Source organism: Cupriavidus pauculus, assembly GCF_002858765.1.
Taxonomy (GTDB): Bacteria; Pseudomonadota; Gammaproteobacteria; order Burkholderiales; family Burkholderiaceae; genus Cupriavidus; species Cupriavidus pauculus_B.
The window spans coordinates 112399-132434 of record NZ_PJRP01000009.1; the positions used below are offsets into that span (position 1 = coordinate 112399).

20 protein-coding genes are annotated in these 20036 nt (G+C 65.7%); 11 read left to right on the forward strand and 9 right to left on the reverse strand.

All coding sequences use genetic code 11. The annotated features are described in order from the left end of the window. Nucleotides 1-35 precede the first annotated feature (35 nt). Genes CYJ10_RS19135 through CYJ10_RS19145 form a run of 3 tightly spaced genes read left to right on the forward strand, consistent with a single transcriptional unit; the run spans nt 36 to nt 1055 of the window. Nucleotides 36-314, forward strand: coding sequence for a DUF3562 domain-containing protein (locus CYJ10_RS19135; RefSeq protein ID WP_146002077.1), 279 nt, complete (start codon nt 36-38; stop codon nt 312-314). 27 nt (nt 315-341) lie between these two features. Continuing rightward, nucleotides 342-572, forward strand: coding sequence for a hypothetical protein (locus CYJ10_RS19140; protein WP_308302981.1), 231 nt, complete (start codon nt 342-344; stop codon nt 570-572). A gap of 24 nt (nt 573-596) precedes the next feature. Continuing rightward, nucleotides 597-1055, forward strand: a complete 459-nt coding sequence (locus CYJ10_RS19145; protein WP_101683052.1) for an MEKHLA domain-containing protein — start codon at nt 597-599, stop codon at nt 1053-1055. Nucleotides 1056-1209: 154 nt separating this feature from the next. Here CYJ10_RS19145 and CYJ10_RS19150 read toward each other — a convergent pair whose 3' ends face one another. From CYJ10_RS19150 to CYJ10_RS19170, 5 genes are all read right to left on the reverse strand, one after another. Continuing rightward, nucleotides 1210-1566 (reverse strand): DUF6932 family protein, encoded by a 357-nt coding sequence (locus CYJ10_RS19150; protein ID WP_374703279.1) that lies wholly within the window; start codon nt 1564-1566, stop codon nt 1210-1212. Beyond that, nucleotides 1529-1828 (reverse strand): DUF6932 family protein, encoded by a 300-nt coding sequence (locus CYJ10_RS19155; RefSeq protein WP_101683054.1) that lies wholly within the window; start codon nt 1826-1828, stop codon nt 1529-1531. Before CYJ10_RS19155 ends, CYJ10_RS19150 begins: the two co-directional genes overlap by 38 nt. Nucleotides 1829-2014: 186 nt before the next feature. Beyond that, nucleotides 2015-3616, reverse strand: coding sequence for a rhodanese-related sulfurtransferase (locus tag CYJ10_RS19160; RefSeq protein ID WP_101683055.1), 1602 nt, complete (start codon nt 3614-3616; stop codon nt 2015-2017). Continuing rightward, entirely contained in the window at nt 3613-4227 is a 615-nt protein-coding gene (locus CYJ10_RS19165; protein ID WP_101683056.1) for a cysteine dioxygenase family protein, read from the reverse strand. The genes CYJ10_RS19160 and CYJ10_RS19165 overlap by 4 nt, the downstream gene beginning before the upstream one ends. Nucleotides 4228-4313: 86 nt before the next feature. After that, complete coding sequence (locus CYJ10_RS19170) at nt 4314-5522, reverse strand: acyl-CoA dehydrogenase family protein (protein WP_101683057.1); 1209 nt, start codon at nt 5520-5522, stop codon at nt 4314-4316. A gap of 201 nt (nt 5523-5723) precedes the next feature. Between CYJ10_RS19170 and CYJ10_RS19175 the strand changes: the two genes are divergently transcribed. The 6 genes from CYJ10_RS19175 to CYJ10_RS19200 all read left to right on the forward strand — a co-directional run bounded on the left by CYJ10_RS19175 (nt 5724) and on the right by CYJ10_RS19200 (nt 11658). After that, a complete protein-coding gene (locus CYJ10_RS19175; RefSeq protein ID WP_101683058.1) occupies nt 5724-6815 on the forward strand; it encodes an LLM class flavin-dependent oxidoreductase in 1092 nt (363 codons plus the stop codon). A 44-nt stretch (nt 6816-6859) separates the two neighbouring features. Then, nucleotides 6860-7873 (forward strand): ABC transporter substrate-binding protein, encoded by a 1014-nt coding sequence (locus CYJ10_RS19180; RefSeq protein ID WP_101683059.1) that lies wholly within the window; start codon nt 6860-6862, stop codon nt 7871-7873. 15 nt (nt 7874-7888) lie between these two features. Next, on the forward strand, nt 7889-8953 hold the full coding sequence (locus CYJ10_RS19185) for an ABC transporter permease (protein ID WP_101683060.1): 1065 nt from the start codon (nt 7889-7891) through the stop codon (nt 8951-8953). Then, complete coding sequence (locus CYJ10_RS19190) at nt 8947-9729, forward strand: ABC transporter ATP-binding protein (RefSeq protein WP_101683061.1); 783 nt, start codon at nt 8947-8949, stop codon at nt 9727-9729. Before CYJ10_RS19185 ends, CYJ10_RS19190 begins: the two co-directional genes overlap by 7 nt. A gap of 21 nt (nt 9730-9750) precedes the next feature. After that, nucleotides 9751-10938 carry a c-type cytochrome gene (locus CYJ10_RS19195; protein WP_101683062.1) on the forward strand — a complete coding sequence of 396 codons (1188 nt, stop codon included), beginning with the start codon at nt 9751-9753 and terminating at the stop codon, nt 10936-10938. Nucleotides 10939-11100: 162 nt separating this feature from the next. After that, nucleotides 11101-11658: a hypothetical protein gene (locus CYJ10_RS19200; protein ID WP_257993422.1), complete on the forward strand. Its 558-nt coding sequence runs from the start codon at nt 11101-11103 to the stop codon at nt 11656-11658. Nucleotides 11659-11746: 88 nt separating this feature from the next. On the opposite strand, the gene waaC is transcribed toward CYJ10_RS19200, so the two are convergent. Both waaC and CYJ10_RS19210 read right to left on the reverse strand, forming a co-directional pair. After that, nucleotides 11747-12772: a lipopolysaccharide heptosyltransferase I gene (gene waaC, locus CYJ10_RS19205; protein ID WP_101683063.1), complete on the reverse strand. Its 1026-nt coding sequence runs from the start codon at nt 12770-12772 to the stop codon at nt 11747-11749. A gap of 199 nt (nt 12773-12971) precedes the next feature. After that, nucleotides 12972-13586, reverse strand: a complete 615-nt coding sequence (locus CYJ10_RS19210) for a cysteine hydrolase family protein (protein ID WP_101683064.1) — start codon at nt 13584-13586, stop codon at nt 12972-12974. 88 nt (nt 13587-13674) lie between these two features. On the opposite strand from CYJ10_RS19210, the gene CYJ10_RS19215 reads away from it, so the two are divergent. Together CYJ10_RS19215 and CYJ10_RS19220 are read left to right on the forward strand one after the other, a co-directional pair. Further along, nucleotides 13675-14535, forward strand: a complete 861-nt coding sequence (locus tag CYJ10_RS19215) for a LysR family transcriptional regulator (protein ID WP_101683065.1) — start codon at nt 13675-13677, stop codon at nt 14533-14535. A gap of 263 nt (nt 14536-14798) precedes the next feature. Then, nucleotides 14799-16763, forward strand: a complete 1965-nt coding sequence (locus tag CYJ10_RS19220; protein WP_101683066.1) for a sensor domain-containing diguanylate cyclase — start codon at nt 14799-14801, stop codon at nt 16761-16763. Here CYJ10_RS19220 and CYJ10_RS19225 read toward each other — a convergent pair. Both CYJ10_RS19225 and CYJ10_RS19230 read right to left on the reverse strand, forming a co-directional pair. Further along, nucleotides 16712-17992 carry an ATP-binding protein gene (locus CYJ10_RS19225; RefSeq protein ID WP_146002079.1) on the reverse strand — a complete coding sequence of 427 codons (1281 nt, stop codon included), beginning with the start codon at nt 17990-17992 and terminating at the stop codon, nt 16712-16714. The genes CYJ10_RS19220 and CYJ10_RS19225 overlap by 52 nt on opposite strands. A 187-nt stretch (nt 17993-18179) precedes the next feature. Further along, nucleotides 18180-19910 carry an ABC transporter substrate-binding protein gene (locus CYJ10_RS19230; protein ID WP_101683191.1) on the reverse strand — a complete coding sequence of 577 codons (1731 nt, stop codon included), beginning with the start codon at nt 19908-19910 and terminating at the stop codon, nt 18180-18182. Nucleotides 19911-20036: the final 126 nt, after the last annotated feature.

Genomic DNA, 20036 nt, shown 5'->3' on the forward strand with positions numbered 1-20036 from the left:
CCATAGCCTCACGCCGATTCCCCATGGGGTGCCCAATGAATCACTCTGAAGACGCCATCCACGATGTCGCGCCAACGCAGACCGACCACGTGGCAAACGACGAGGGCCCCGCACGCAAGGCCAGACCAGCAGCAGGCGAAGATGCCATTGCCCGCATCGCCAGTTCGCTGGGGCTACCTGAGGAACAGGTGCGGTGGGAGTTTTGGCATGCCTGGGACGGCTTGCTGCTCGATGCGAAGTTTCCCGATTACCTGCTGGTGCTGACAGAGCGCAAGGCGGTTCAGGCACTACGCGGCAAACAGGTTCACCACTAGACAGGAAGCGACCAGGAAAACATGGCAATGTCGAAGACCACAAAGAAAAAGTACCTCAAGGCCCTGAACCGGAGCCTGAAGAAGGAAGCTGGGAAGGATTTCGGGTCGAGCTTTGTCTTCTATCCGATCGGCGCCAAGCCCAAGGACGCCACCGGCGTAACCGCCAGCGATGCCGCCAATCCGCAGGAACTGCAAGTCATGGAGGCCGTTCAGGCGCGCGTGTACGCGGAATTCAGCAGCACCTCCGTCGCTGCCTGACCGCTGACTGGAGGTTTGTCGTCCTTGCTTCCCCGTTATAGCGACCCCGCGTTCTACACGCTCCTTGCCAGCAGCTACGCACGACTGCTTGGCAAGCCACTGGTGCCCTACCCGATGCCAGCGGCCGAAGCCGCCGCATGGCTCTATGAAACGGCGCCTTTCGGCATCCTGGCCCACAACACCGCGCCCGATCCGGTGTTCGTTTACGGCAACAAGGCCGCCCAGCGGCGCTTCGAGTATGACTGGGACGAGATCACGCGCCTGCCATCGCGCCTGTCAGCCGAAGCACCGAACCGCGAGGAACGGCAACGGTTTCTCGAACGGGTACAGCAGCGCGGCTACGAATCGGGCTACAAGGGCGTGCGCATCACCAAGTCCGGACGCCGCTTCATGATCGAGGAAGCCACGCTGTGGCAGATGTTCGATGCCGACGGCGTGCTACACGGACAGGCCGTGATCATTCCGCGGACACGGGATTTGTGAGTGAGGCGTCGGATCCTTCGCTGAGATTGTCGCCAGTTCCTCATGCACTTGCCTGAGTCGATACTCGAGACTGGAGCGAGTGATGCCCTCCGGCAGCGAATGGATCATCCTCGTGAGAAAGTTTCGGTCAGCGTATAGCCGGTTGATCTGGTATTCAGGCATTTGCAGCTCCTTCATAGCACGGTTCAACGTTGATGGAGCCGGCACACAATGCCAGCCGATGCACGGCTGCGTCAAGAATGGCACTCGCCGACTCATCCAGCGCCGGATCAAGGTCGATCTCGAGGAAACCTTTCCACTGCAGGCTCCGACGATGTGACCAGAGGCTATACCAATAGGTCGACAGGCAAATCAAATCCCGCATGGATATGGTGGAGTCGACCCAATAGCCGTCGACCATGAAATGCCTCTTCACGAACTGCTGGTCTAGCAGATGTCTCGGTACCTGGTTCCCGAGCGTGTGATCGTGGTCTTCAAGGAACGTCACAACGTGTGATGTCGCGCGGGACACGCCATTCCAGCGATTCGATGTCCTCTGAAAAGCTTCCGTCGATCCATTGGAAACCGCGGCGGATGCCGGCTTCGTGCAACCCCTTCCTGAATGCCAGCAGTCCTTGCAAGAGCTTGCGGCGATGCAATGACGTCGCAAACCGTTCGACCAGAGCGATCAGCGATACGCGGTAAGGCGACCGCTCCATACTGACCGGGTGGCGCCCGGTCACCGGCGGCAGCACCCGCTCATCGTTCCACGCGGGTATCGGCACGACATTCATGAATTGACCCCCAGTTTCTGCGGCGCCTGCCCTCAGGATGAGACCCAGGCGGCGCCGTGTTATCGATCGGGCGATCTTCACACGTAACCGGGTAAACTTCTGTGCCCAAACGGAACATTCCTGATGCAGTTGGGCATGGCCGCCTGCATTGCGCAAGGGCCTTGCGTCAGCGCAATGCGAACTGGCTCAGGCCACCTCAAAGAAATGCGTGCCGTCGCGATCGAGTTGCGCGATCAGGCCGAATTCCCAGTCCAGGTAGGCCTGCATGGCAGCCGCCGCGTTGTCGGTGCCCTCGTACGGACGGCGATAGCGGTCCATACGCGGCACGGCCAGGCGGGTTTCGCCCTGCTCGGCCGGCAGACCGGCGTCGAACCACCCCGCGTTGCCACCTTCCAGCACAAACACCTCCGCCTTCGTCAGCGCCTGCAGGTCCACTGCCGCGAACCGCGCCAGCAGGCTGGACCCGCACGTCAGCACGTAGCGGCGGGCCGGTGGAATCTCTCGCAGCGCCTGGGCCAGTTGCGCACGGATCGCGTACCACGCGCCCGGGATGTGGCGCTTGACGTAGTTGGCGCTGGCCGTCACGTCGATGACCGCGACGTCCCCCGCTTCCAGCCAGTCGGCCAGCGTTGTCGGCGTCACCGTGGGCGCCTCCGGCGTGGCGGGACGATTCGCCGCCGGGTTGCCCCGCTCGCTGCGCAGGGCATCGCCGACCGGCCCCACCACGTAGACGTCCCATCCCATCTGGGCCAGCCAAGACGCACTCATGTTCGCGCGTACATCGTCATCGTCCGTCAGCACGATGCGCGCGCCACGCACAGGCGCGTTGTGATCGGTTTCCTGCACCAGCTGGCCGCCCGGCGCACTGGCAAAGCCCGGCAGATGGCCGTCGGCGTATTCCTCGGGCGTGCGCACGTCGAAGCGGTACACGGTGCGGCCCGGGGCCTCCAGCGACGCCAGCGCGTCGAAGGCGATGCGCTTCACGCCGGCCCTGTCCGCGATGGCACGAGCGCCCGCGCGGGCCTGTTCCAGATTGGCCGCATCTACCTGCGGCGGTGCGCGGCGGCTGGCGCCGTGCGACAGGGTCTGCCCGGCCAGCGTCCAGCCAATCGTGCCATTGCGCAGCGCCGCCACGCGGTTCGGAATGCCGGCGTTGATCAACGACTGCGTGCCGATGATGCTGCGCGTACGGCCCGCGCAGTTGACGATGACCTGCGTGGCGGGATCGGGCGCCAGCTCACGCACACGCAGCACCAGTTCCGCGCCGGGCACGCTGGTCGACGTGGGAATGTTCATGGTCTGGTACTCGTCGAAGCGGCGTGCGTCGACGATCACCACATCGGCCTGGCGATCGATCAGCGCCTGCACCTCCGTGGCGCTCAGCGAGGGCGTGTGCCGCTTCGCCTCCACCACTTCGCCGAACGACTTGCTCGGCACGTTGACATCCCGGAACACTTCGCCGCCGGCCGCGATCCATGCGTCCAGGCCACCGTCGAGCAGCGACACATCGGTATAGCCCAGCGTACGCAGCACGGTTGCGGCGCGCGGCGCCAGGTCTTCGCCGTCATGCTGGCCATAGACCACGATGCGGATATCGCGCCGCGGCATGCGCGTCCACGCTTCCAGCTCGAGCTTCGACAACGGGAAGTTGGCCGCCCACAGCGGATGCTGCTGCGCGAACGGGTCTTCCTCGCGCACATCCACCAGCGCAATCTCGGCGCGGTCCAGCAACGCCTGGCGCACTGCCTGGCTGGTCGTGACGGGAAACGGTTGGCTGGCTGCAGTCATGGTGCGACGGATTCCTTCGAGCGGTCCCAGGGATTGGGCAGGGTGTGATTGGAGTAGCCGGAGATGAACGTCTTGCTGCCGCCGGCCTCCGGATAGACATGGCGGCTTACCGCGCCGATATTGGCGCCGTAGACATGGATGCTGATCGATACGCGGTCGTCGAAGGCATTGTGTACGCGGTGGATATCGCCAACCGTGGGCGACACCGCCTCCACCTGGCCCGGCTCCAGTCGCACCGCCTTGCCTTCCGGCCGGGGCACGCCGTCGGCGGCAATCGCGTACGGCTGCGCATACTCGGCGCCGCGCAGCATGCCGATCAGGCCCCACACCGTGTGGTCGTGGATTGGCGTGCGTTGTCCCGGCCCCCAGACGAAGCTGACGATCGAGAACCGCTCGGCGGAATCGCAGTGCAGCAGCATCTGCTGGTAGTACTCGGGATGGGGCTGCGCATAGGTGTCGGGCAGCCAGTCGTCACGCGCCACCAGCTTCGCAAGCAGCCTGCCGCCCTCTTCCAGGATGCGCGGCTCGGCCGGCTGCTGGTCCAGCAAGGCGGAAAAGGCGGTGATGAAGTCGCGTAGCGGCGCCAGCGCGCCAGATGGCGTCTCGGCCATGGCTTGTCTCCGGATGACGTGTGCCGTCCAGGCTGCGGCACATCGCGCACAACCATAGCACGGCGGAAAGTTGTCGGCACGCCGGCTCAGACACCAAGCGCCACGCGTCCGGCGGCGGTCAGGATGGCGTCGTTCTGCGGCGTGTGGATGCGGCTGCAGAGCACGTCGCGATAGTGGCGTTGCAGCGGGTTGTGCCGGCTCAGCCCGTGGTTGCCCGACAGTTGCAGCGCCAGTTCCACGGCACGAATTGCGTTCGATGTGACGGTGTACTTGAGCAGCCCGCTGTCGGCCGGCAACGGCGGCGCGCCGGCGTCGGAGCGCGCGGCGATGTCGTCCAGCAACACCTGGTTCACGCGCAGCAGCGCGGCGATCTCGCCGATCGACTCCTGCACGCGCGGCAGGGTGGCCAGCGGCTTGCCGAGGCTGCCCGGCGCGCGCTCGCGCACGAACTCGCGGATCCAGTCGAAGCCGGCACGCGCCACAGCGTCGTAAAGACTGCCCAGCAGGGCCACCATCCACGCCTGCTGGTCGGCATTGGCGTCGATGTCCGCCTGGCTGCCGCCCGCCGGCGCCCAGGCCGCGGGCGGGCGGATGTCCACCGCGTTTTCCAGCGGGATCCAGACATCCTCGAAGACGGTCTCGTGGCTGCCCGATGCGCGCAGCCCCAGATGGTCCCAGCTTTCGATCACGCGGATGCCGGGCGTTTCGGCGTCGGGCTTCGGCACCAGGAAGATGCCGACGCGCGGCTCGGGCTCATGCGTGCGCGCCCATACGGCCAGCCATCGCAGGGCCGGGATGCCCGTGGTGTAGAGCTTGTGGCCGCACAGCCGCCAGCGGTCTCCCACGCGCGTGGCCACCGTGCCCGGCAGGCCCCCGCGCGCCGGCGAGCCAAGGTCCGGCTCCACGCGCAGCGAGTTGATCAGGCCGCCCTGCTCCACGGCGCTGCGGAATACCTGCTGACGCACCGCGTCGGGCCAGCGCGAATCGGCGCGGCCGATTGCCCGATGCTGCAGGTAGGTCATCGTCAGCACCAGCGCGGTGGCGGCGTCGCTCCCTGCCACAGCCGCAATGATGCGCCGCGCTTCGGCCAGCCCCACGCCCGCGCCACCATGAGCGGCCGGCACCACCTGCGCGATCAGTCCGTAGCGATGCAGCAGCGCGAAATTGTCGTGCGGGAACGTGCCGTCGGCGTCGTGGGCGACAGCAGTGGAGGCAAAGCGCGCGGCCAGTTCGGACAGCACGTCGTCCAGCCGTGCCGCCGGGGTCGGCAGGCGATGCAGGGATGACGGAGACATGGATTTCCTTCGGGGGATGGGATCAGGCATCACATAGCGTACCGCCGCCTGCCGGGCGTTGATAACGACGCATATCGCATATCAAGCGGCGGTTTTTGCTGCATATGGACCGGCGTTTTTATTCGTTGGGTCTGCCGGCGCGCGGGCGTACGGTTCTCGTCCATACCCGTACCCTATTCAGGCAAACCAGGAGCGCCACGCATGAGCGTCAATTTCATCGGCATGATCCAGAGCCAGAAGCAATCGGAAATCCATCCGCCCGTCGGTCCCGTGATCGATCGCGACTACGTGCGCGCGTTTGCGCAGGCCCACGAGCAGGCCGGCTTCGACCGCATCCTGGTGCCGCACCACTCCACCGGCCCGTCCGCCACACTGACCATCTCGTACGCGGCCGCCGTCACCGAGCGCATTCACTTCATGCTGGCCCATCGCCCGGGCTTCACCTCGCCCACGCTGGCCGCGCGCCAGATTGCCACGCTGGACCAGTTCAGCGGCGGCCGGCTCGGCGTGCACTTCATCTCGGGCGGGTCGGACGACGAACAGCAGCGCGATGGCGACTATCTAGACCACGACCAGCGCTACGCCCGCACCGACGAATACCTGGGCATCCTGCGGCGCATCTGGACGGAGCCACAGCCGTTTGACCACGCGGGCGAGTTCTATCGCTTCCAGCGCGGCTTCTCAGAGGTCAAGCCGGTGCAGCAGCCGCATGTGCCGATCTACTTCGGCGGCGCGTCCGAGGCAGCCATTGCCGTCGCCGGCAAGCACGCCGACGTCTACGCGCTGTGGGGCGAGTCGCTCGACCAGGTGCGCGAACTCACCACGCGCGTGCGTGCCGAAGCGGCCAAGCATGGCCGCGAGGTCAACTTCTCGGTGTCGTTCCGGCCGGTGCTGGCCGATACCGAAGCAAAGGCCTGGCAGCGTGCCGACGACATCCTCGAACGCACCCGCGCGCTGCGCGTGCAGGCCGGCTACAGCCGAGGGGGGCCGCAACAGAGCGAAGGCGCGCGCCGGCTGCTGGCGGCGGCCGGGCAAGGCGATCGCGTCGACCAGCGCCTGTGGACGGCCATCGCGCGAGAAACGGGCGGCCGCTCGAATTCCACCGGGCTGGTCGGCACGCCGGAACAGGTGGCCGATGCCCTGCTGACCTACTACGACCTGGGCGTCACCACCTTCCTGATCCGCGGCTTCGATCCGCTCGAAGACGCCGTCGACTATGGCCGCGAGCTGATTCCGCGCGTGCGCGAACAGGTGGCGCAGCGCGATGCCGAACAGCGCCGCCGCGCCGCCTGACCCACCCACACCCACACCAACAACAACGGGGAGCCGGGAAAAACATGAGCCAGAACACCTTCCAACCTGATGCACGCCGCCGCAGCGTCCTGCGGCTGGCCGGCACGGCAGCCATTGCCGCGCCGGCCCTGATCCTGGGCCGGCAGGCCTGGTCGGCACCGCGCAAGCTGACGTTTGCGTGGAACCAGAACTCGTTCTGCCTGACGCCGATCGTGGTGGCTCAGGAAAAGGGCTTCTTCGAGAAAAACGGGTTGCAGGTGGACCTGATCAACTACAGCGGGTCCACCGACCAGCTGCTGGAATCGATCGCCACCGGCAAGGCCGATGCGGCCGTGGGCATGATCCACCGCTGGCTCAAGCCGCTCGAAGCCGGGTTCGACGTCAAGATCATCGGCAGCTCGCATGGCGGCTGCGTACGGCTGGTGGGCGCCAAGGCCGCCGGCGTGACGAACCTGCAGGCGCTCAAGGGCAAGACCGTGGGCGTCAGTGACCTGGCCGCGCCGGGCAAGCACTTCTTCACGATCCTGCTGGCCAAGAACGGCATCGATCCGGACCGCGACATCACGTGGCGCCAGTACCCGGCCGATCTGCTCGGCGTGGCCGTGGACAAGGGCGAGATCCAGGCGATTGCCGACGGCGATCCCAACCTCTACCTGCTGGAGAAACGCACCAACGGCGCCTATGTGGAACTGGCCACCAACCTGACCGGCGAGTACGCGCGCAAGGTCTGCTGCGTGATCGGCGCCCGTGGTGAACTCGTCCGCAACGACCGCCCCGCCGCGTCCGCGCTGGCGCGCGCGATCGTGCAGGCCACCGACTACGTCAACGAGAACCCGAACGAGGCGGCCAAGGTCTTTGCCAAGTATTCGCCCAAGATCAGCACCGAAGACCTGCGCAAGCTCTATGCGTCGCTGACCTACAACCATCACCCGACTGGCGTGGATCTGCAGGAGGAAATCGCGTTCTATGCCGGCGATTTCCAGCGCATCGGCGTGCTCAAGAAATCCACCGATACGAAGAAGCTGGCGCAGCACGTCTACGCCAACGTACTCGGCTAACCCGGGAGAGCCGACATGGCAACGTCGCATCAAACGCTTGACGCCCCGCTACCGCTGGATGGGTCAGTCGCATCGGCTACATCGGCGACATCGCCCAAACCCGCCGGCGCGCCGGCCACCGCCTGGCCCACGGGCTTCGTCGCCGCGCTGGCATGGGGCGCCTTCGGCGCGCTCACCTGGCGCTGGCCGAACAAGGTGGCGGGCTTTTCGGACTGGGCCTATACCGAGGAACTGGGCATCGCGGTGCTCGTGGCGGCCGCCGCGCTGCTGGTGGTGGCGCTGACGGGTGGCTATGCGGGCCCGCTGCGCGGCGTGCGCCAGTCGCTGCGCCATGCCGGCCCGTGGCTGGTGGCCCTGCCGCTGGTCTTCGCGGCCTGGGAAATCCTGACCGCGAAGACCGCGCTGCTGCCCACGCCCTTTTTTGCGCCACCGCAGGCGCTGATCGAGGTCTACGTCGACGACTGGCGCCGCCTGGGCGACAGCGCGCTGAACACGCTGAAGCTGCTGGGCTTCGGCGTGGCCTATGGCGGCGTGGCGGGCTTCCTGATCGGCGTGTCGATCGGATGGTCGCGCCGCATCGGCTACTGGGTGCATCCGGTGCTGCGCGTGCTGGGGCCGCTGCCCTCCACCGCGCTGCTGCCGCTGACGTTCTACTTCTTCCCGTCGAGCTATTCGGCAGCCGTATTCCTGATCGCGCTGGCCACCGCCTTTCCGGTGGCGGTGCTGACATGGTCGGGCGTGGCCAGCGTCAACAAGAGCTACTACGACGTGGCGCGCACGATGGGCGCATCCGAGGCATTCCTGGTGTTGCGCGTGGCCATTCCGGCAGCGCTGCCCCAGGTGTTCGTGGGGCTCTTCATGGGGCTCGGGGCGTCGTTCTCGGTGCTGGTCACGGCCGAGATGATGGGCGTGAAGTCCGGGCTGGGCTGGTATCTGACCTGGGCGCAGGGCTGGGCCTCGTACGTGAACATGTACGCGGCGCTGATCGTCATGGCCCTGCTGTTCTCGGGCGTCATCACATTGCTGTTTGCCGTGCGCGACCGCGCGCTGTCGTGGCAGAAAGGAACCGTCAAATGGTAGTGGCCGCATCGGAACAGACACGAGGCGCCCGGATCGATATCCGTGCCGTCAGCCATGCCTTTGGCGATGGCGACAAGCAGCTGCCGGTGCTCGACAGCGTCAACCTGAAGGTGGCACCGGGCGAATTCGTCGCGCTGCTGGGCCCCAGCGGCTGCGGCAAGTCCACGCTGCTGCGGCTGGTGGCCGGGCTCGACAGCCCGTCGCAGGGGCAGATCCTGCAGGACGACGCATTGATCGACCGCCCCGACCCATCGCGTATCGTCGTTTTCCAGGACCCTACGCTCTACCCCTGGCGCCGCGTACGCGACAACGTGGCGCTGGGCCTGCAGGCACGGGGGCTACTGCGCCGAGAAGGCCATCGCGTGGATGCGGCGCTCAAGCGCGTGGGGCTGGAAGCGTTCGCACGCGCATTTCCGCACCAGTTGTCGGGCGGCATGGCCCAGCGCGTGGCGCTGGCCCGCGCGCTGGTCAACGATCCCCGGCTGCTAGTGCTCGACGAACCGCTCGGCAAGCTCGATTCGCTGACGCGCCTGGCCATGCAGAGCGATCTGGTGGAACTGTGGCAACGCGCCGGCTTCTCGGCGCTGCTGGTCACGCACGACGTGGAAGAGGCGCTGTTCCTGGCCCAGCGCGTGATCGTCTTCAGCCAGCGGCCGGCGCGCATCACGGCCGAGATTCAGGTCGACCTGCCCTACCCTCGCCATCGCGGCGATCCGCGGCTGACCGAACTGCGACACGAAGCACTGCGGCACCTGGGTCTCGATGCCAGCTGGTAAGACCCTCCGCCGGCGCGCCGCATGAGCGCGCCGCCGCCGCAGGCATGGCTCAATGCGTTGCTGCGCCTGGTGCAGGAGGCCCAGCTTGCGCTGCTGCAGCTCTGGCATACGCTGGGCTGGTCCGGCGACCTGCACGGTCAGCCTGCATGGCCGTGGTCGCAACGCATTGCCGGAGAGACGCTGCTGATCGACCTGGGACTGGCGCGCCAGTTGGGCTTGACCTTGCTGGCCGTCGCGCTGGCGCTGGCCTGCGTGGCCGTGGCGCTGTGCTGGCGCAAGCGCCGCATGGCGTGGCTGGGCATCGGCGCCCTGGCGCTAGTGGTGGCGCCCTGGCCATCGCCAGCGCTGCTGGTCACCCCGGCAGCCCCGACCAGCTTTCACCAGAGCCCGACGCGATTCGCCGTCGACGCCATCGCCACTGGCGCGCAGGTCTACGCGCGGCACTGCGTGGCCTGCCATGGCGACGACGGCCGCGGCGAAGGCCCGCGGGCGGCCACGCTGTCACGCTGGCCGCCAACGTTCCTGAGCCCGCTGCTGGGCCGCCGTGCCGAAGGCGAACTGTTCTGGCTCATCATGGCCGGCATGCGCGACCGCGACGGGCATCCGACAATGCCGGCCTTTGGCACGCAGCTTGACGATGCGCAGGCCTGGGCCGTGATCGATTACCTGAAGGCGCTGTCCGCCGGCACCGGCGGTGCCACGCAGGGCAACTGGCCGGTGCCGCTGCGTCTGCCCGATGTCACGGTGCGCTGCGGCGGGGCTGCGCCGCGCACTCTGGACGACTGGCGCGGACATCAGCGCGTACGCGTCGTGGCCTTCGATGGTGCGCCGGCCGCGTTGCCGTTCGAGGATCCACGCTTTCTCACGCTGCTGGTCACGCCCGACGGCCGCCCGCCCGCCACGGTTCCGGATTTTCGCGCTGGATGCGTGGCCGCATCCTTACAAGCCTGGCCGGTGTTTGCGCGGATCGCGGGTACTGACCCTGCACGGCTGCCCGGCACAACATGGCTGGCCGATCGGGACGGCTGGCTGCGTGCGCAGGCAGCCCCGGGGGACAACGGCTGGAGCGACGCCAGTCTGGTTTGCACGGCAGGACAGCCGACGCTGGCCCGCCCAGATGCCCGCCTGCCGCTCGATGGCCTGACCGCCCTGCTGCTTCGCATCGACGCGGAGCCCGTGCGGTTTGTGCAAGGCGGATTCATCCACTGATTGACCGATACCGGGGCGGGGGAACGCGATGGACTTGCGTTGCGTCAACCTCGCCACCAAGACGAGAAATTTCCGCACCAACAATTAGAAATGTCCTAACGACGTCGAATAGCACGGCGCGTAGCGTTGGAGGCTCTCCCCCAACGCTAGGCCCTGAATACGATGTCGCTGGAACTGTCACCCGCAAGTGCCGATGGCTTCGCGGAAACCCACGCTGCCGCGCTGAAAACCTGGACGGGACACTATGCCGTGTCGGCCGGTCTGTTCGAGATCAGGCCGCCCTACCTGCCGCGCGATGCGCGCCCCGTCCTGGACGAGGACCTCGATTGCATCATCGGCTACCACCGCCGTTTTGGCCTCCGAAGCCATCTCTACGATCTCAACGGCGACATGTTTTCCGTTTCGGAAGACCTGTCGAGCCTGCCACCACCGGAGAAGCGCGACCCGCTGATGGTGGTGGGCGGGCTCTGGCGTGCCAACGTGCGTGGCCTGACGGGCGTGGGCCTGACCGGAACCGGCGCAACAATGCCGGCGGCCACGCTGGCCCAACTACGCACCCGTTTTGCCCACCTGGCGCAGTCGTCGCTGCTCTACCGGGATGCGGCCCTGACGCGCATGGACGATCCGCAGCGCTTCGTGCCCGTGCATATCCTGCGGCTGGCGATGCGCCACGGGGAAACCGTGTCCCCGCCGCCGGGACTACCCCGTGCGTCACGCTGACGTCCATGCTGATCCGGCGTCAGCCGTTCATGCTCGACCTGGTGACCCTGAACGGCAATACGACGATCGTCGATTTCGAGTACTGGCGTTACGTGGACAGACTGCCCGCCGACGCTGCCGTGCCGGCTGCCGGACGCGCCGTCAACGCATCCACGGCCTGAACGACGTCCGCCACTTCGGGAATCACGCCCTTGTCCCCCACCGAGATCGAGACGCCGGGGGTCATCACGCCAATATGGCTCGGGTCTACATCGATGAACACCATGACGGTCGGCCGGCGCAGGCTGTCGGCCAGATGCACGAAGCCGGTGTTGGCACCGACGACCAGGTCTGATTCATTCACGCGCTGGGCCAGTTCGGTGATCGACATGGCCGGCAGGATATCGGCGTTGGGAATTTCAGCCGCCAGCGACTTCGCCGTGGCCAGCTCCACCTCGGAGCCCCATGCCAGCTGTACGCGGAAGCCGCGTGCGGACAGGGCCTGACCGACACCGAGCCAACGGTCCATCGGCCATTTCATCTCGTTCTGCCGACGCGCCTTCGTGTCACGCGAGGTAGCGGGGAACAGAAACGCCCGACGCACGCCATCGGTGTGGAACGGTGCCGGCGGCTTGGGCAGATTCAGTTCGTACTTTTCTTCGCCCTCGACCTTGTAGCCAAGCGCATCGGCCACGACGAGGCGCATCTTGTGACGGCCCGTTGCGTCGCCGTGCGGCCCAAAAATCTCGTTGTACGCGAAGACCGCACCCGGCTCGCCCAGAAATTCGGCGGCATAGCCAAGCTTGCGCGGCGAACGTGCCAGATATGCCGTAATGGCGCTCTTGTACACGCCGTGCACGTCGATCACCACGTCGTACTTGCGCCTGCGAATCGCCCAGATGGCCTTGGCGATCTGTTTGAAGTCGCCCCAGCTGCGGCTGCGCTTGAAGCGCCGCAAAGGCGCATCGATCACGCGATCGACGCCAATCGTCCAGCGGGGGATGTCTGCGCAGTACGAGTCCACGACCCAGTCGATCTTGGCGTCTGGGTACTGGCGGCGAAGATCGGCAACCAACGGCAGGGTCTGGGCCATATCGCCAAGCGACGTCAACTTGAGCAGAAGGATATGTTTCATTCCGGGAGCGCGATTTGTGGCAATCAAGGTGGACAATCCGCGCAGACTTGCACGAACTGACGAGCGAACCAGCATTTCCGACGAACGCAGCTGGTGGAGTCGGGGCTGGGATAGCCCGCTAGTATAGCGGCATCCCTTTCCCGCTCTGTAACTGTTTGTCGCCTTGGCGGCTCACCAGCCACCGGCCCCGGATGCCGCCTCAGGACCAGGCGGAAGTGTCCGCCACCACCGTCGCAAAGCGGTCGTTCAGCGCGGCCAGCGTGACCCGGTGCAGTTCGGCGGCGCTGAGCGGGTCGCCGCCCAGTGGGTCCGGCAAATCACGTGTGGCGCAGGCCGCGGCGACCAGCGTCACCCGATACCCATGATCCAGCGCCGACCGCACGGTGGCGCTGATGCACATGTGGGTCTGGAAGCCGGCCACGATCAGTTCCTTGCGGCCCAGCGCGCCAAGCCGCTCCGCCAGATCGGTGCCCGCAAAGCTGTTGGGCAGGTTCTTGATGACCGTCTGCTCACCATCGACCGGGGTCACGCCTTCGATAATCGCCGCAAACGGCCCGGACGGGTCAAACGCGCCACCGGGCTTGCCGTGGTGTACCACGTGAATCACGGGCGTGCCGTGCTGGCGCGCCAGCGACAGCAGCGCGGCGCACTCGGCCACGGCCTCCGGCATGCCAGTCAAGGGCAGCTTGCCATCCACGTACTCGCGCTGGTGATCCACCAGCACCAGTACGGCATCTGACCAGGCCGACGGCTGGCGGCTGGCGCCAGCGGCGTCGAGCAGGGTGAAAGGCTTGGCGGCAGGCGTTGCGGGCATAGGGATCTCCGTACGATGAAAAGTGGCTATGCAGGCATCGTAGAGGTCGGTAAGCTGTACGCCAATTAGCCACCAGATCACAATTACTGTGCAAAAAAGCACAATCACCTGGGACGACCTGCTGACACTGTCCACGCTGATGCGGGTCGGCAGCTACTCGGCCTGCGCCCGCGAACTCGATATCACCCACGCCACCGCCATCCGGCGCATCCGACGGCTGGAAACCGCGCTGGGCAAACCCGTGGCCACGCGCACGGACGGAACCTTTGTGCTGACCGCCGCCGGGCGCAATGCATTGGCCGCCGCGCGCGAGATGGAACAATCCGCCGACCGGCTGCTGCGAGAGATAGAAGGCGCCAGCCCGGGCGTGTCTGGCGTGGTACGGGTCGCCGCAACGGCCTCGCTGGGCAGCCATTTCCTGACACCACGACTGCCCGCCTTCTACGCGCGCAATCCCGATGTGGAAGTGCGGCTCGAAGTGGATAACCGCGTCACCAGCCTGGCGCGCCGCCGGGCGCATATCGCCGTACGTCTGGCTCGGCCGCAGGAAGATTCACTGGTCGCGCAGCGCGCCGGCACGATCCGCTTCGGGCTCTATGCCCCCACCGCCATGTCCGCCGCCATGGCGGAGTCACGCGACACGCCGCTGTGCGGACTGCTCGACGAAGGCTTCTCCCTGCCGGAAGTCGAGTGGCCACAGGCCCTGGGGCGGCGCTTCTCGTTCCAGTCCAACAGCTTCGTGGCCGTACGCGAAGGCGTGCGCGCCGGGCTTGGCGTGGCGCTGCTGCCCCACTACCTGGCTGCCGCCGAACCCGGCGTGACGCTGGTCCGCAATGTTCCCGAGGTCATGCGCGAAATCTGGCTTGCCTACCCGCCCGAGTTTCGCGGCGCCTCGCGTTTCAGGCCGGTCATCGAATGGCTGGCGCAAGCACTGACAGACTGCCCCTGAGCCGCACAAGGCACTCACGGTGTCGCGTCGCCACCACGACGCGCCGCATACGCCACCCCATGTGGGAAGCCGCACGTGTTTCCGCCGCTACTCTCGACGAAAGAAATAGCAGTTCTGCTACGCTTTGAACCGGCTGCCGACGTTGCATCGTCAAGGTGTCTCCAGGAAATGGGCAGGGTCGTTGCATTGAAGCCCAGGCAACCGGAAAACGGGTCAGTGCGCAGAACAAAAAGAGATTCATGCGGCACTCATTGAAGTATCGAATGGCAATCGCGGCCGCGACGGTGGTCACGCTGGTATTCGTGGTGCGGGTCGGGTTCTCCCAGGTCTACGCATACACACGCCTGAAGGAAGTCGTTCAGGCCCAGCAGGACACTCTCGTCAAGCTGGTTGCCGATCAACTCGACGAAAAGCTCGAGTCGCGCGCCGTCGTATTGCGCCGGCTCGCGCGCACGCTCGCGCCTGTGCTCGACCATCCGCCTGGGCAACTGCGCCAGGTGGCCATCGACACGGTGGACATGCCCGAACACTTCAATGCCACCTTCCTGGCCTCGACCGATGGCACCGTTGTCTTCAGCACCGCGGTGCCCGACGGCGTGAAGATGAACGTAGGTGATCGCGACTACTTCAGGGCCATCGTCAACGGCGCGGACTTTGCCGTCTCCGATCTGCTCCAGGGCAAGCACTCGAGCGCCCCCGGCGTGATCCTGGCCGTGCCGCTGCATGACAGCCATGGGCAACTGCGCGGTGTGGTGGGAGGCGTGCTGAACCTGTCGGCTGAGAATTTCCTGCGCGAACTGGCGCAACACCGCGTGGGCGTCACCGGCTTCTACTGCCTGGTGTCGGCGGGCCCGAATCCACGCTACGCGATGCACCCCGACGCGGCAAAGGTGCTCACCCCCGCCCAGGCCGTCGGAGAATCCTGCGGCGCCGAAGCCCCCGAGTCGGAACTGGAATCGTTGTGGCCACAACAGCCTGTGGTGGCGCGCTTCCTGCTGGAGTCCAATGGATGGGAAGTGATTACCGTCCTGCCGGCCGCCGAAGCCTACTCGCCGCTGGTCGAAGTCCGGCACCGGGCCGTTATCCTGGGCTTCGTGACGCTGCTGGCCGCCGCGATACTGATGTGGGCCGTCATCCGGCACCTCCTGGCGCCGCTGGAACACCTGCACCGCACTGTGCGTCGCCTTTGCGAGCAGCCAGCCGCCATGGCGGACCTGCCGGTACGCCGCGATGACGAAATCGGCGAACTGGCCGGCGCATTCTCGGAAGTCATGACCCAGCTGATCGAGCGGGAAGCCGCGCTGAAGGCCGCCAACGGCAACGCAGCCGCCAGCGAGAAGCGCCTGGAAGCGATCGCCAACCACGTCCCCGACCTGGTGGCCTTTGTCGATGCCAGCGAGCGCTTCGTGTTCGTCAACCACGCCTACGCACGCCATTTCGGCTTGCCGGCCGACCAGATCACCGGGCTCTCGCTGCGAGAACTGTGGGGCACCCCCGAGTACGTGGCCAACAAGCCATACCTGGAACAGGCATGCGCCGGAGAATCCGTCACCTTCAGCCGCGAAAACGCCGAGGGCCGGGCCTGGGAGATGACCTTCCAGCCCGCCTGGAACGATGCGAAGGACGCCGTCACCGGGCTGCACATGTTCGCGCGTGACATTACTGGCGAACGCCAGAAGCTGCGCTCGCTGGAAGCCCAGACCCTGTCCGATCACCTGACCGGCCTGCTCAACCGCAAGGGCTTCGACCGCCGCCTGCAGGAAACCATGGCCCGCGCCGATGCCGGTGGCTATCGCACCGCGCTGCTGCTGGTGGATCTCGACGACTTCAAGGCCGTCAACGACACCTACGGGCACCCGATCGGCGACCAGCTGCTGATCGCCTTCGCAGAGCGCCTGCGCGCCTGCGTGCGAACCGGCGACGCCGTGGCACGGATCGGCGGCGACGAATTCGCCATCGTGCTCGACAACGTCGGCAACCCCAATACGGTCGAACGCATCGCCCATACGGTCGTCCATGCCGCCATGCGGCCATTCGACATCGACGGACACCGGCTGGTATCCACGGCCAGCGTGGGCAGCGCCATGCATCGGCCGGACCAGCACACGTCGGTCAGCGAGATATTCATGCGCGCCGACATGGCGCTCTACGATGCCAAGCGGAACGGCAAGGCCTGCTATGCGTCGACGGGGGCCCATCGAGCCGTCGACACTGAGACGAACGCCTGACGGCATGTACCGACCCAGAGCGGAAACGTTTCGTCATCGCCGAAATCGACCGAATCCTCTTCGTATGGGCTGATTCCCGGAATAGGCGGCACGATGTCCAGTAGGCCGGCCCATCGCATGGCCGCTGCCACAACGGGGTCTTCGAGCATGTAGACGCCCACTGTCGATTTCCACACCAGGCGCTTGTCCGCAAGCACCGTTAGCGCCTGCTCCACGCGATCGACATCGATCTGGCCGTCCCATCCAGGATCAATGCGGCGAACCACGTCCGAGTAGGCGGACATGGTCGCAGGATCGAAGCCGGCCCGGGTCTTGTCGATGGTCGCCATAACCCGAGCCACGGCAGACTCCACTACGGGCAAACGCCCGATGACTTCAAGCAGGTCCATATGCATCTCATTGGACTGCCGGTCGATCGCCCGACGGAGAGTCCTCGTCGCATCGCCATACTGAAAGCTGCCGCCCGCAATGGCCTCGAGGGTAGCGTCCGCCAATACTTCAGGACGATATCCGGCTCTCCGGAAGAGCAACGCGCAAGCATCCGGGCCGAGCGACGCCGGCAGTCCGTGATGCTGGTGGAACCAGTCCAGAAATTCACCATCGAGGGGTGGCAGCGAGATCCGCTTGGAACAGAAAAACACCTTGCTCCTGCCCAGCAGTGTCATCAGCTTGGCCCGATGCGAGCCGGTTGCCATGATCCGCATTCCATCGTGGGAAATATTCAGGGAATCGCGAGCTGCCTTGAGGACCGTCAGCAAACTGGTGCCACGCTGGGTCGTCAAACATTGCTGGGCTTCGTCCAGAATCAGCACGATGGCCCGCCGCGTCCTGTCGGACAGGGCCTCGAGTGCCTCCGATAGCCACATCCCATCGGACGTTGGGTGCGACACCAGGAACGACACGCCACCAAAGCCGATGCGTTCGAGACCGACTCGCCTTGCCAGTTGGGCGATCGCCCCTTCATGCGCCTTGAGCGTTTCGAGCACTGCCTTGGCAATCAGGTCTGCCGGATCGGCATCGGCATTCTTGGCCAGGTCGGCAACGATGACCACGGCACCCCGCCGCCTCAACGCAGACGCCAGATCATTGTTGAGAAACACCGACTTGCCTGTGCCCCGCGGCGCCGTCCGCACCACGCCAGAGCGCGCCGTTCTTTTGCCTTCGCTGTCGACAAGCAGCGCCGCAAGCTCGCAAGCCAACGCATGGCGTCTGAAAAAGGGTGGATTCATGATGTGCACCGGTTACCGACGAATTGCCCTCCGCCGATTCTATGGACCCCACCCCCACAGTCCACCCCTCACCCCCGACTGCAACAGCAATGTTCCAATCCTTAACAGATCCACAAAAAAATGAAGCGGTGACGCAACACGCGCCACCGCTTCACACTGCAGGCTGAACACCCCGTTCAGGGAGGGATCAGCGAACTCGCCCTTCCTTCCACGCCTGCAGCAGCTTGTCGTAGGCGATGGTCTCGCCCTTCGGCTTTTCGTTGTCGAGCTTCTTCCACGGCGCGTGTTCCGACGACAGCCACTTCGACGGATCGCTCTTCGGATTCAGCTTCGGTGCGCACTGGGCCATGCCCGCGCGCTGCAGCCGGCCCATCACCTGGTCCATTTCCTCGGCCAGGTTGTCCATCGCGGCCTGCGGCGTCTTCTCGCCCGTCACCGCCGTGGCCACGTTTTTCCACCAGAGCTGCGCCAGCTTCGGATAGTCGGGCACGTTGTTGCCGGTCGGCGTCCAGGCCACGCGGGCCGGGCTGCGATAGAACTCGATCAGGCCACCGTACTTGGCCGCGTTCTTGGTCAGGTACTCGTGATGGATGTCGCTGTCGCGGATAAAGGTCAGGCCGGTCAGCGACTTCTTCAGCGACACCGTCTTCGACGTCACGAACTGCGCGTAGAGCCACGCGGCGGCCAGGCGGTTCGGGTCGGTGTTCTTGAAGAACGTCCACGAACCCACGTCCTGGTAGCCGTTCTGCATGCCCTGCTTCCAGTACGGGCCGTACGGCGACGGCGCCATGCGCCACTTCGGCGATCCGTCGGCATTGACCACCGGCAGGCCCTTCTTGGTCATGTCGGCCGTGAAGGCCGTGTACCAGAAGATCTGCTGGGCAACCTGGCCTTGCGCGGGCACCGGACCGGCCTCGGAGAACGTCATGCCCATGGCCTGCGGCGGGGCGTACTTCTTCATCCAATCGATGTACTTGGTCAGTGCGTAGACGGCAGCCGGGCTGTTGGTGGCGCCGCCGCGCGACACCGAGGCACCCACCGGCGTGCACTTGTCCTCGGCCACGCGGATGCCCCACTCGTCCACGGGCATGCCGTTGGGCAGGCCCTTGTCGGCCGAGCCGGCCATCGACAGCCAGGCATCGGTAAAACGCCAGCCCAGCGACGGGTCCTTCTTGCCGTAGTCCATGTGGCCGAAGACCTTCTTGCCGTCCAGTTCCTTCACGTCGTTGGTGAAGAAGTTGGCGATGTCCTCGTAGGCCGACCAGTTGGTCGGCACGCCCAGGTCATAGCCATACTTGGCCTTGAACTTGTCCTGCAGGTCCTTGCGCGCGAACCAGTCGGCGCGGAACCAGTACAGGTTGGCAAACTGCTGGTCGGGCAGCTGGTACAGCTTGCCATCCGGCGCCGTGGTGAACTTGGTGCCGATGAAGTCCTTGACGTCGATGCCGGGGTTGGTGAACTCCTTGCCCGCGCCGTTCATATAGTCGGACAACGGCAGGATGGCGCCGTAGCGGTAGTGCGTGCCGATCAGGTCGGAGTCCGAAATCCAGCCGTCGTAGATCGACTTGCCGGACTGCATCGACGTCTGCAGCTTCTCGACCACGTCCCCTTCCTGGATCAGGTCATGATTGACCTTGATGCCGGTGATTTCCTCGAAGGCCTTGGCCAGTGTCTTCGATTCGTACTCGTGCGTGGTGATGGTTTCCGACACCACATTGATCTGGGTCACGCCCTTGGACTTGAGCTTGGCGGCGGCGTCGATGAACCACTTCATCTCGGCCTGCTGCTTGTCCTTGGCCAGCGACGACGGCTGGAATTCGCTGTCGATCCACTTTTTTGCCGCGGCCTCGTCGGCCCACGCGGCATGTCCGCATGTCAGTGCGGCCGCAAAGGCCAGGGCCGACATCCCCAACTTCATGCGCTCTTTCATTCGTTGTCTCCTCAGGTACCCTTCCCCGGTTCTGTCACAGGGTTGCGGCCCCGGGGAAGGGACAAGATCTCGCAGCCCATGCACAGCAACACCAGTTGAAACCCCTGCGGCCTG

Excerpts from the sequence above, each read along its gene's own strand:
- CYJ10_RS19210 (WP_101683064.1), bottom strand. The coding sequence starts at position 13,586 with ATGCCCGCAACGCCTGCCGCCAAGCCTTTCACCCTGCTCGACGCCGCT.
- CYJ10_RS19185 (WP_101683060.1), top strand. The coding sequence starts at position 7,889 with ATGGCAACGTCGCATCAAACGCTTGACGCCCCGCTACCGCTGGATGGG.
- CYJ10_RS19180 (WP_101683059.1), top strand. The coding sequence starts at position 6,860 with ATGAGCCAGAACACCTTCCAACCTGATGCACGCCGCCGCAGCGTCCTG.
- CYJ10_RS19220 (WP_101683066.1), top strand. The coding sequence starts at position 14,799 with ATGGCAATCGCGGCCGCGACGGTGGTCACGCTGGTATTCGTGGTGCGG.
- CYJ10_RS19200 (WP_257993422.1), top strand. The coding sequence starts at position 11,101 with ATGTCGCTGGAACTGTCACCCGCAAGTGCCGATGGCTTCGCGGAAACC.
- CYJ10_RS19175 (WP_101683058.1), top strand. The coding sequence starts at position 5,724 with ATGAGCGTCAATTTCATCGGCATGATCCAGAGCCAGAAGCAATCGGAA.
- CYJ10_RS19170 (WP_101683057.1), bottom strand. The coding sequence starts at position 5,522 with ATGTCTCCGTCATCCCTGCATCGCCTGCCGACCCCGGCGGCACGGCTG.
- waaC (WP_101683063.1), bottom strand. The coding sequence starts at position 12,772 with ATGAAACATATCCTTCTGCTCAAGTTGACGTCGCTTGGCGATATGGCC.
- CYJ10_RS19230 (WP_101683191.1), bottom strand. The coding sequence starts at position 19,910 with ATGAAGTTGGGGATGTCGGCCCTGGCCTTTGCGGCCGCACTGACATGC.
- CYJ10_RS19135 (WP_146002077.1), top strand. The coding sequence starts at position 36 with ATGAATCACTCTGAAGACGCCATCCACGATGTCGCGCCAACGCAGACC.
- CYJ10_RS19190 (WP_101683061.1), top strand. The coding sequence starts at position 8,947 with ATGGTAGTGGCCGCATCGGAACAGACACGAGGCGCCCGGATCGATATC.
- CYJ10_RS19140 (WP_308302981.1), top strand. The coding sequence starts at position 342 with ATGTCGAAGACCACAAAGAAAAAGTACCTCAAGGCCCTGAACCGGAGC.
- CYJ10_RS19160 (WP_101683055.1), bottom strand. The coding sequence starts at position 3,616 with ATGACTGCAGCCAGCCAACCGTTTCCCGTCACGACCAGCCAGGCAGTG.
- CYJ10_RS19155 (WP_101683054.1), bottom strand. The coding sequence starts at position 1,828 with ATGAATGTCGTGCCGATACCCGCGTGGAACGATGAGCGGGTGCTGCCG.
- CYJ10_RS19165 (WP_101683056.1), bottom strand. The coding sequence starts at position 4,227 with ATGGCCGAGACGCCATCTGGCGCGCTGGCGCCGCTACGCGACTTCATC.
- CYJ10_RS19195 (WP_101683062.1), top strand. The coding sequence starts at position 9,751 with ATGAGCGCGCCGCCGCCGCAGGCATGGCTCAATGCGTTGCTGCGCCTG.
- CYJ10_RS19225 (WP_146002079.1), bottom strand. The coding sequence starts at position 17,992 with ATGAATCCACCCTTTTTCAGACGCCATGCGTTGGCTTGCGAGCTTGCG.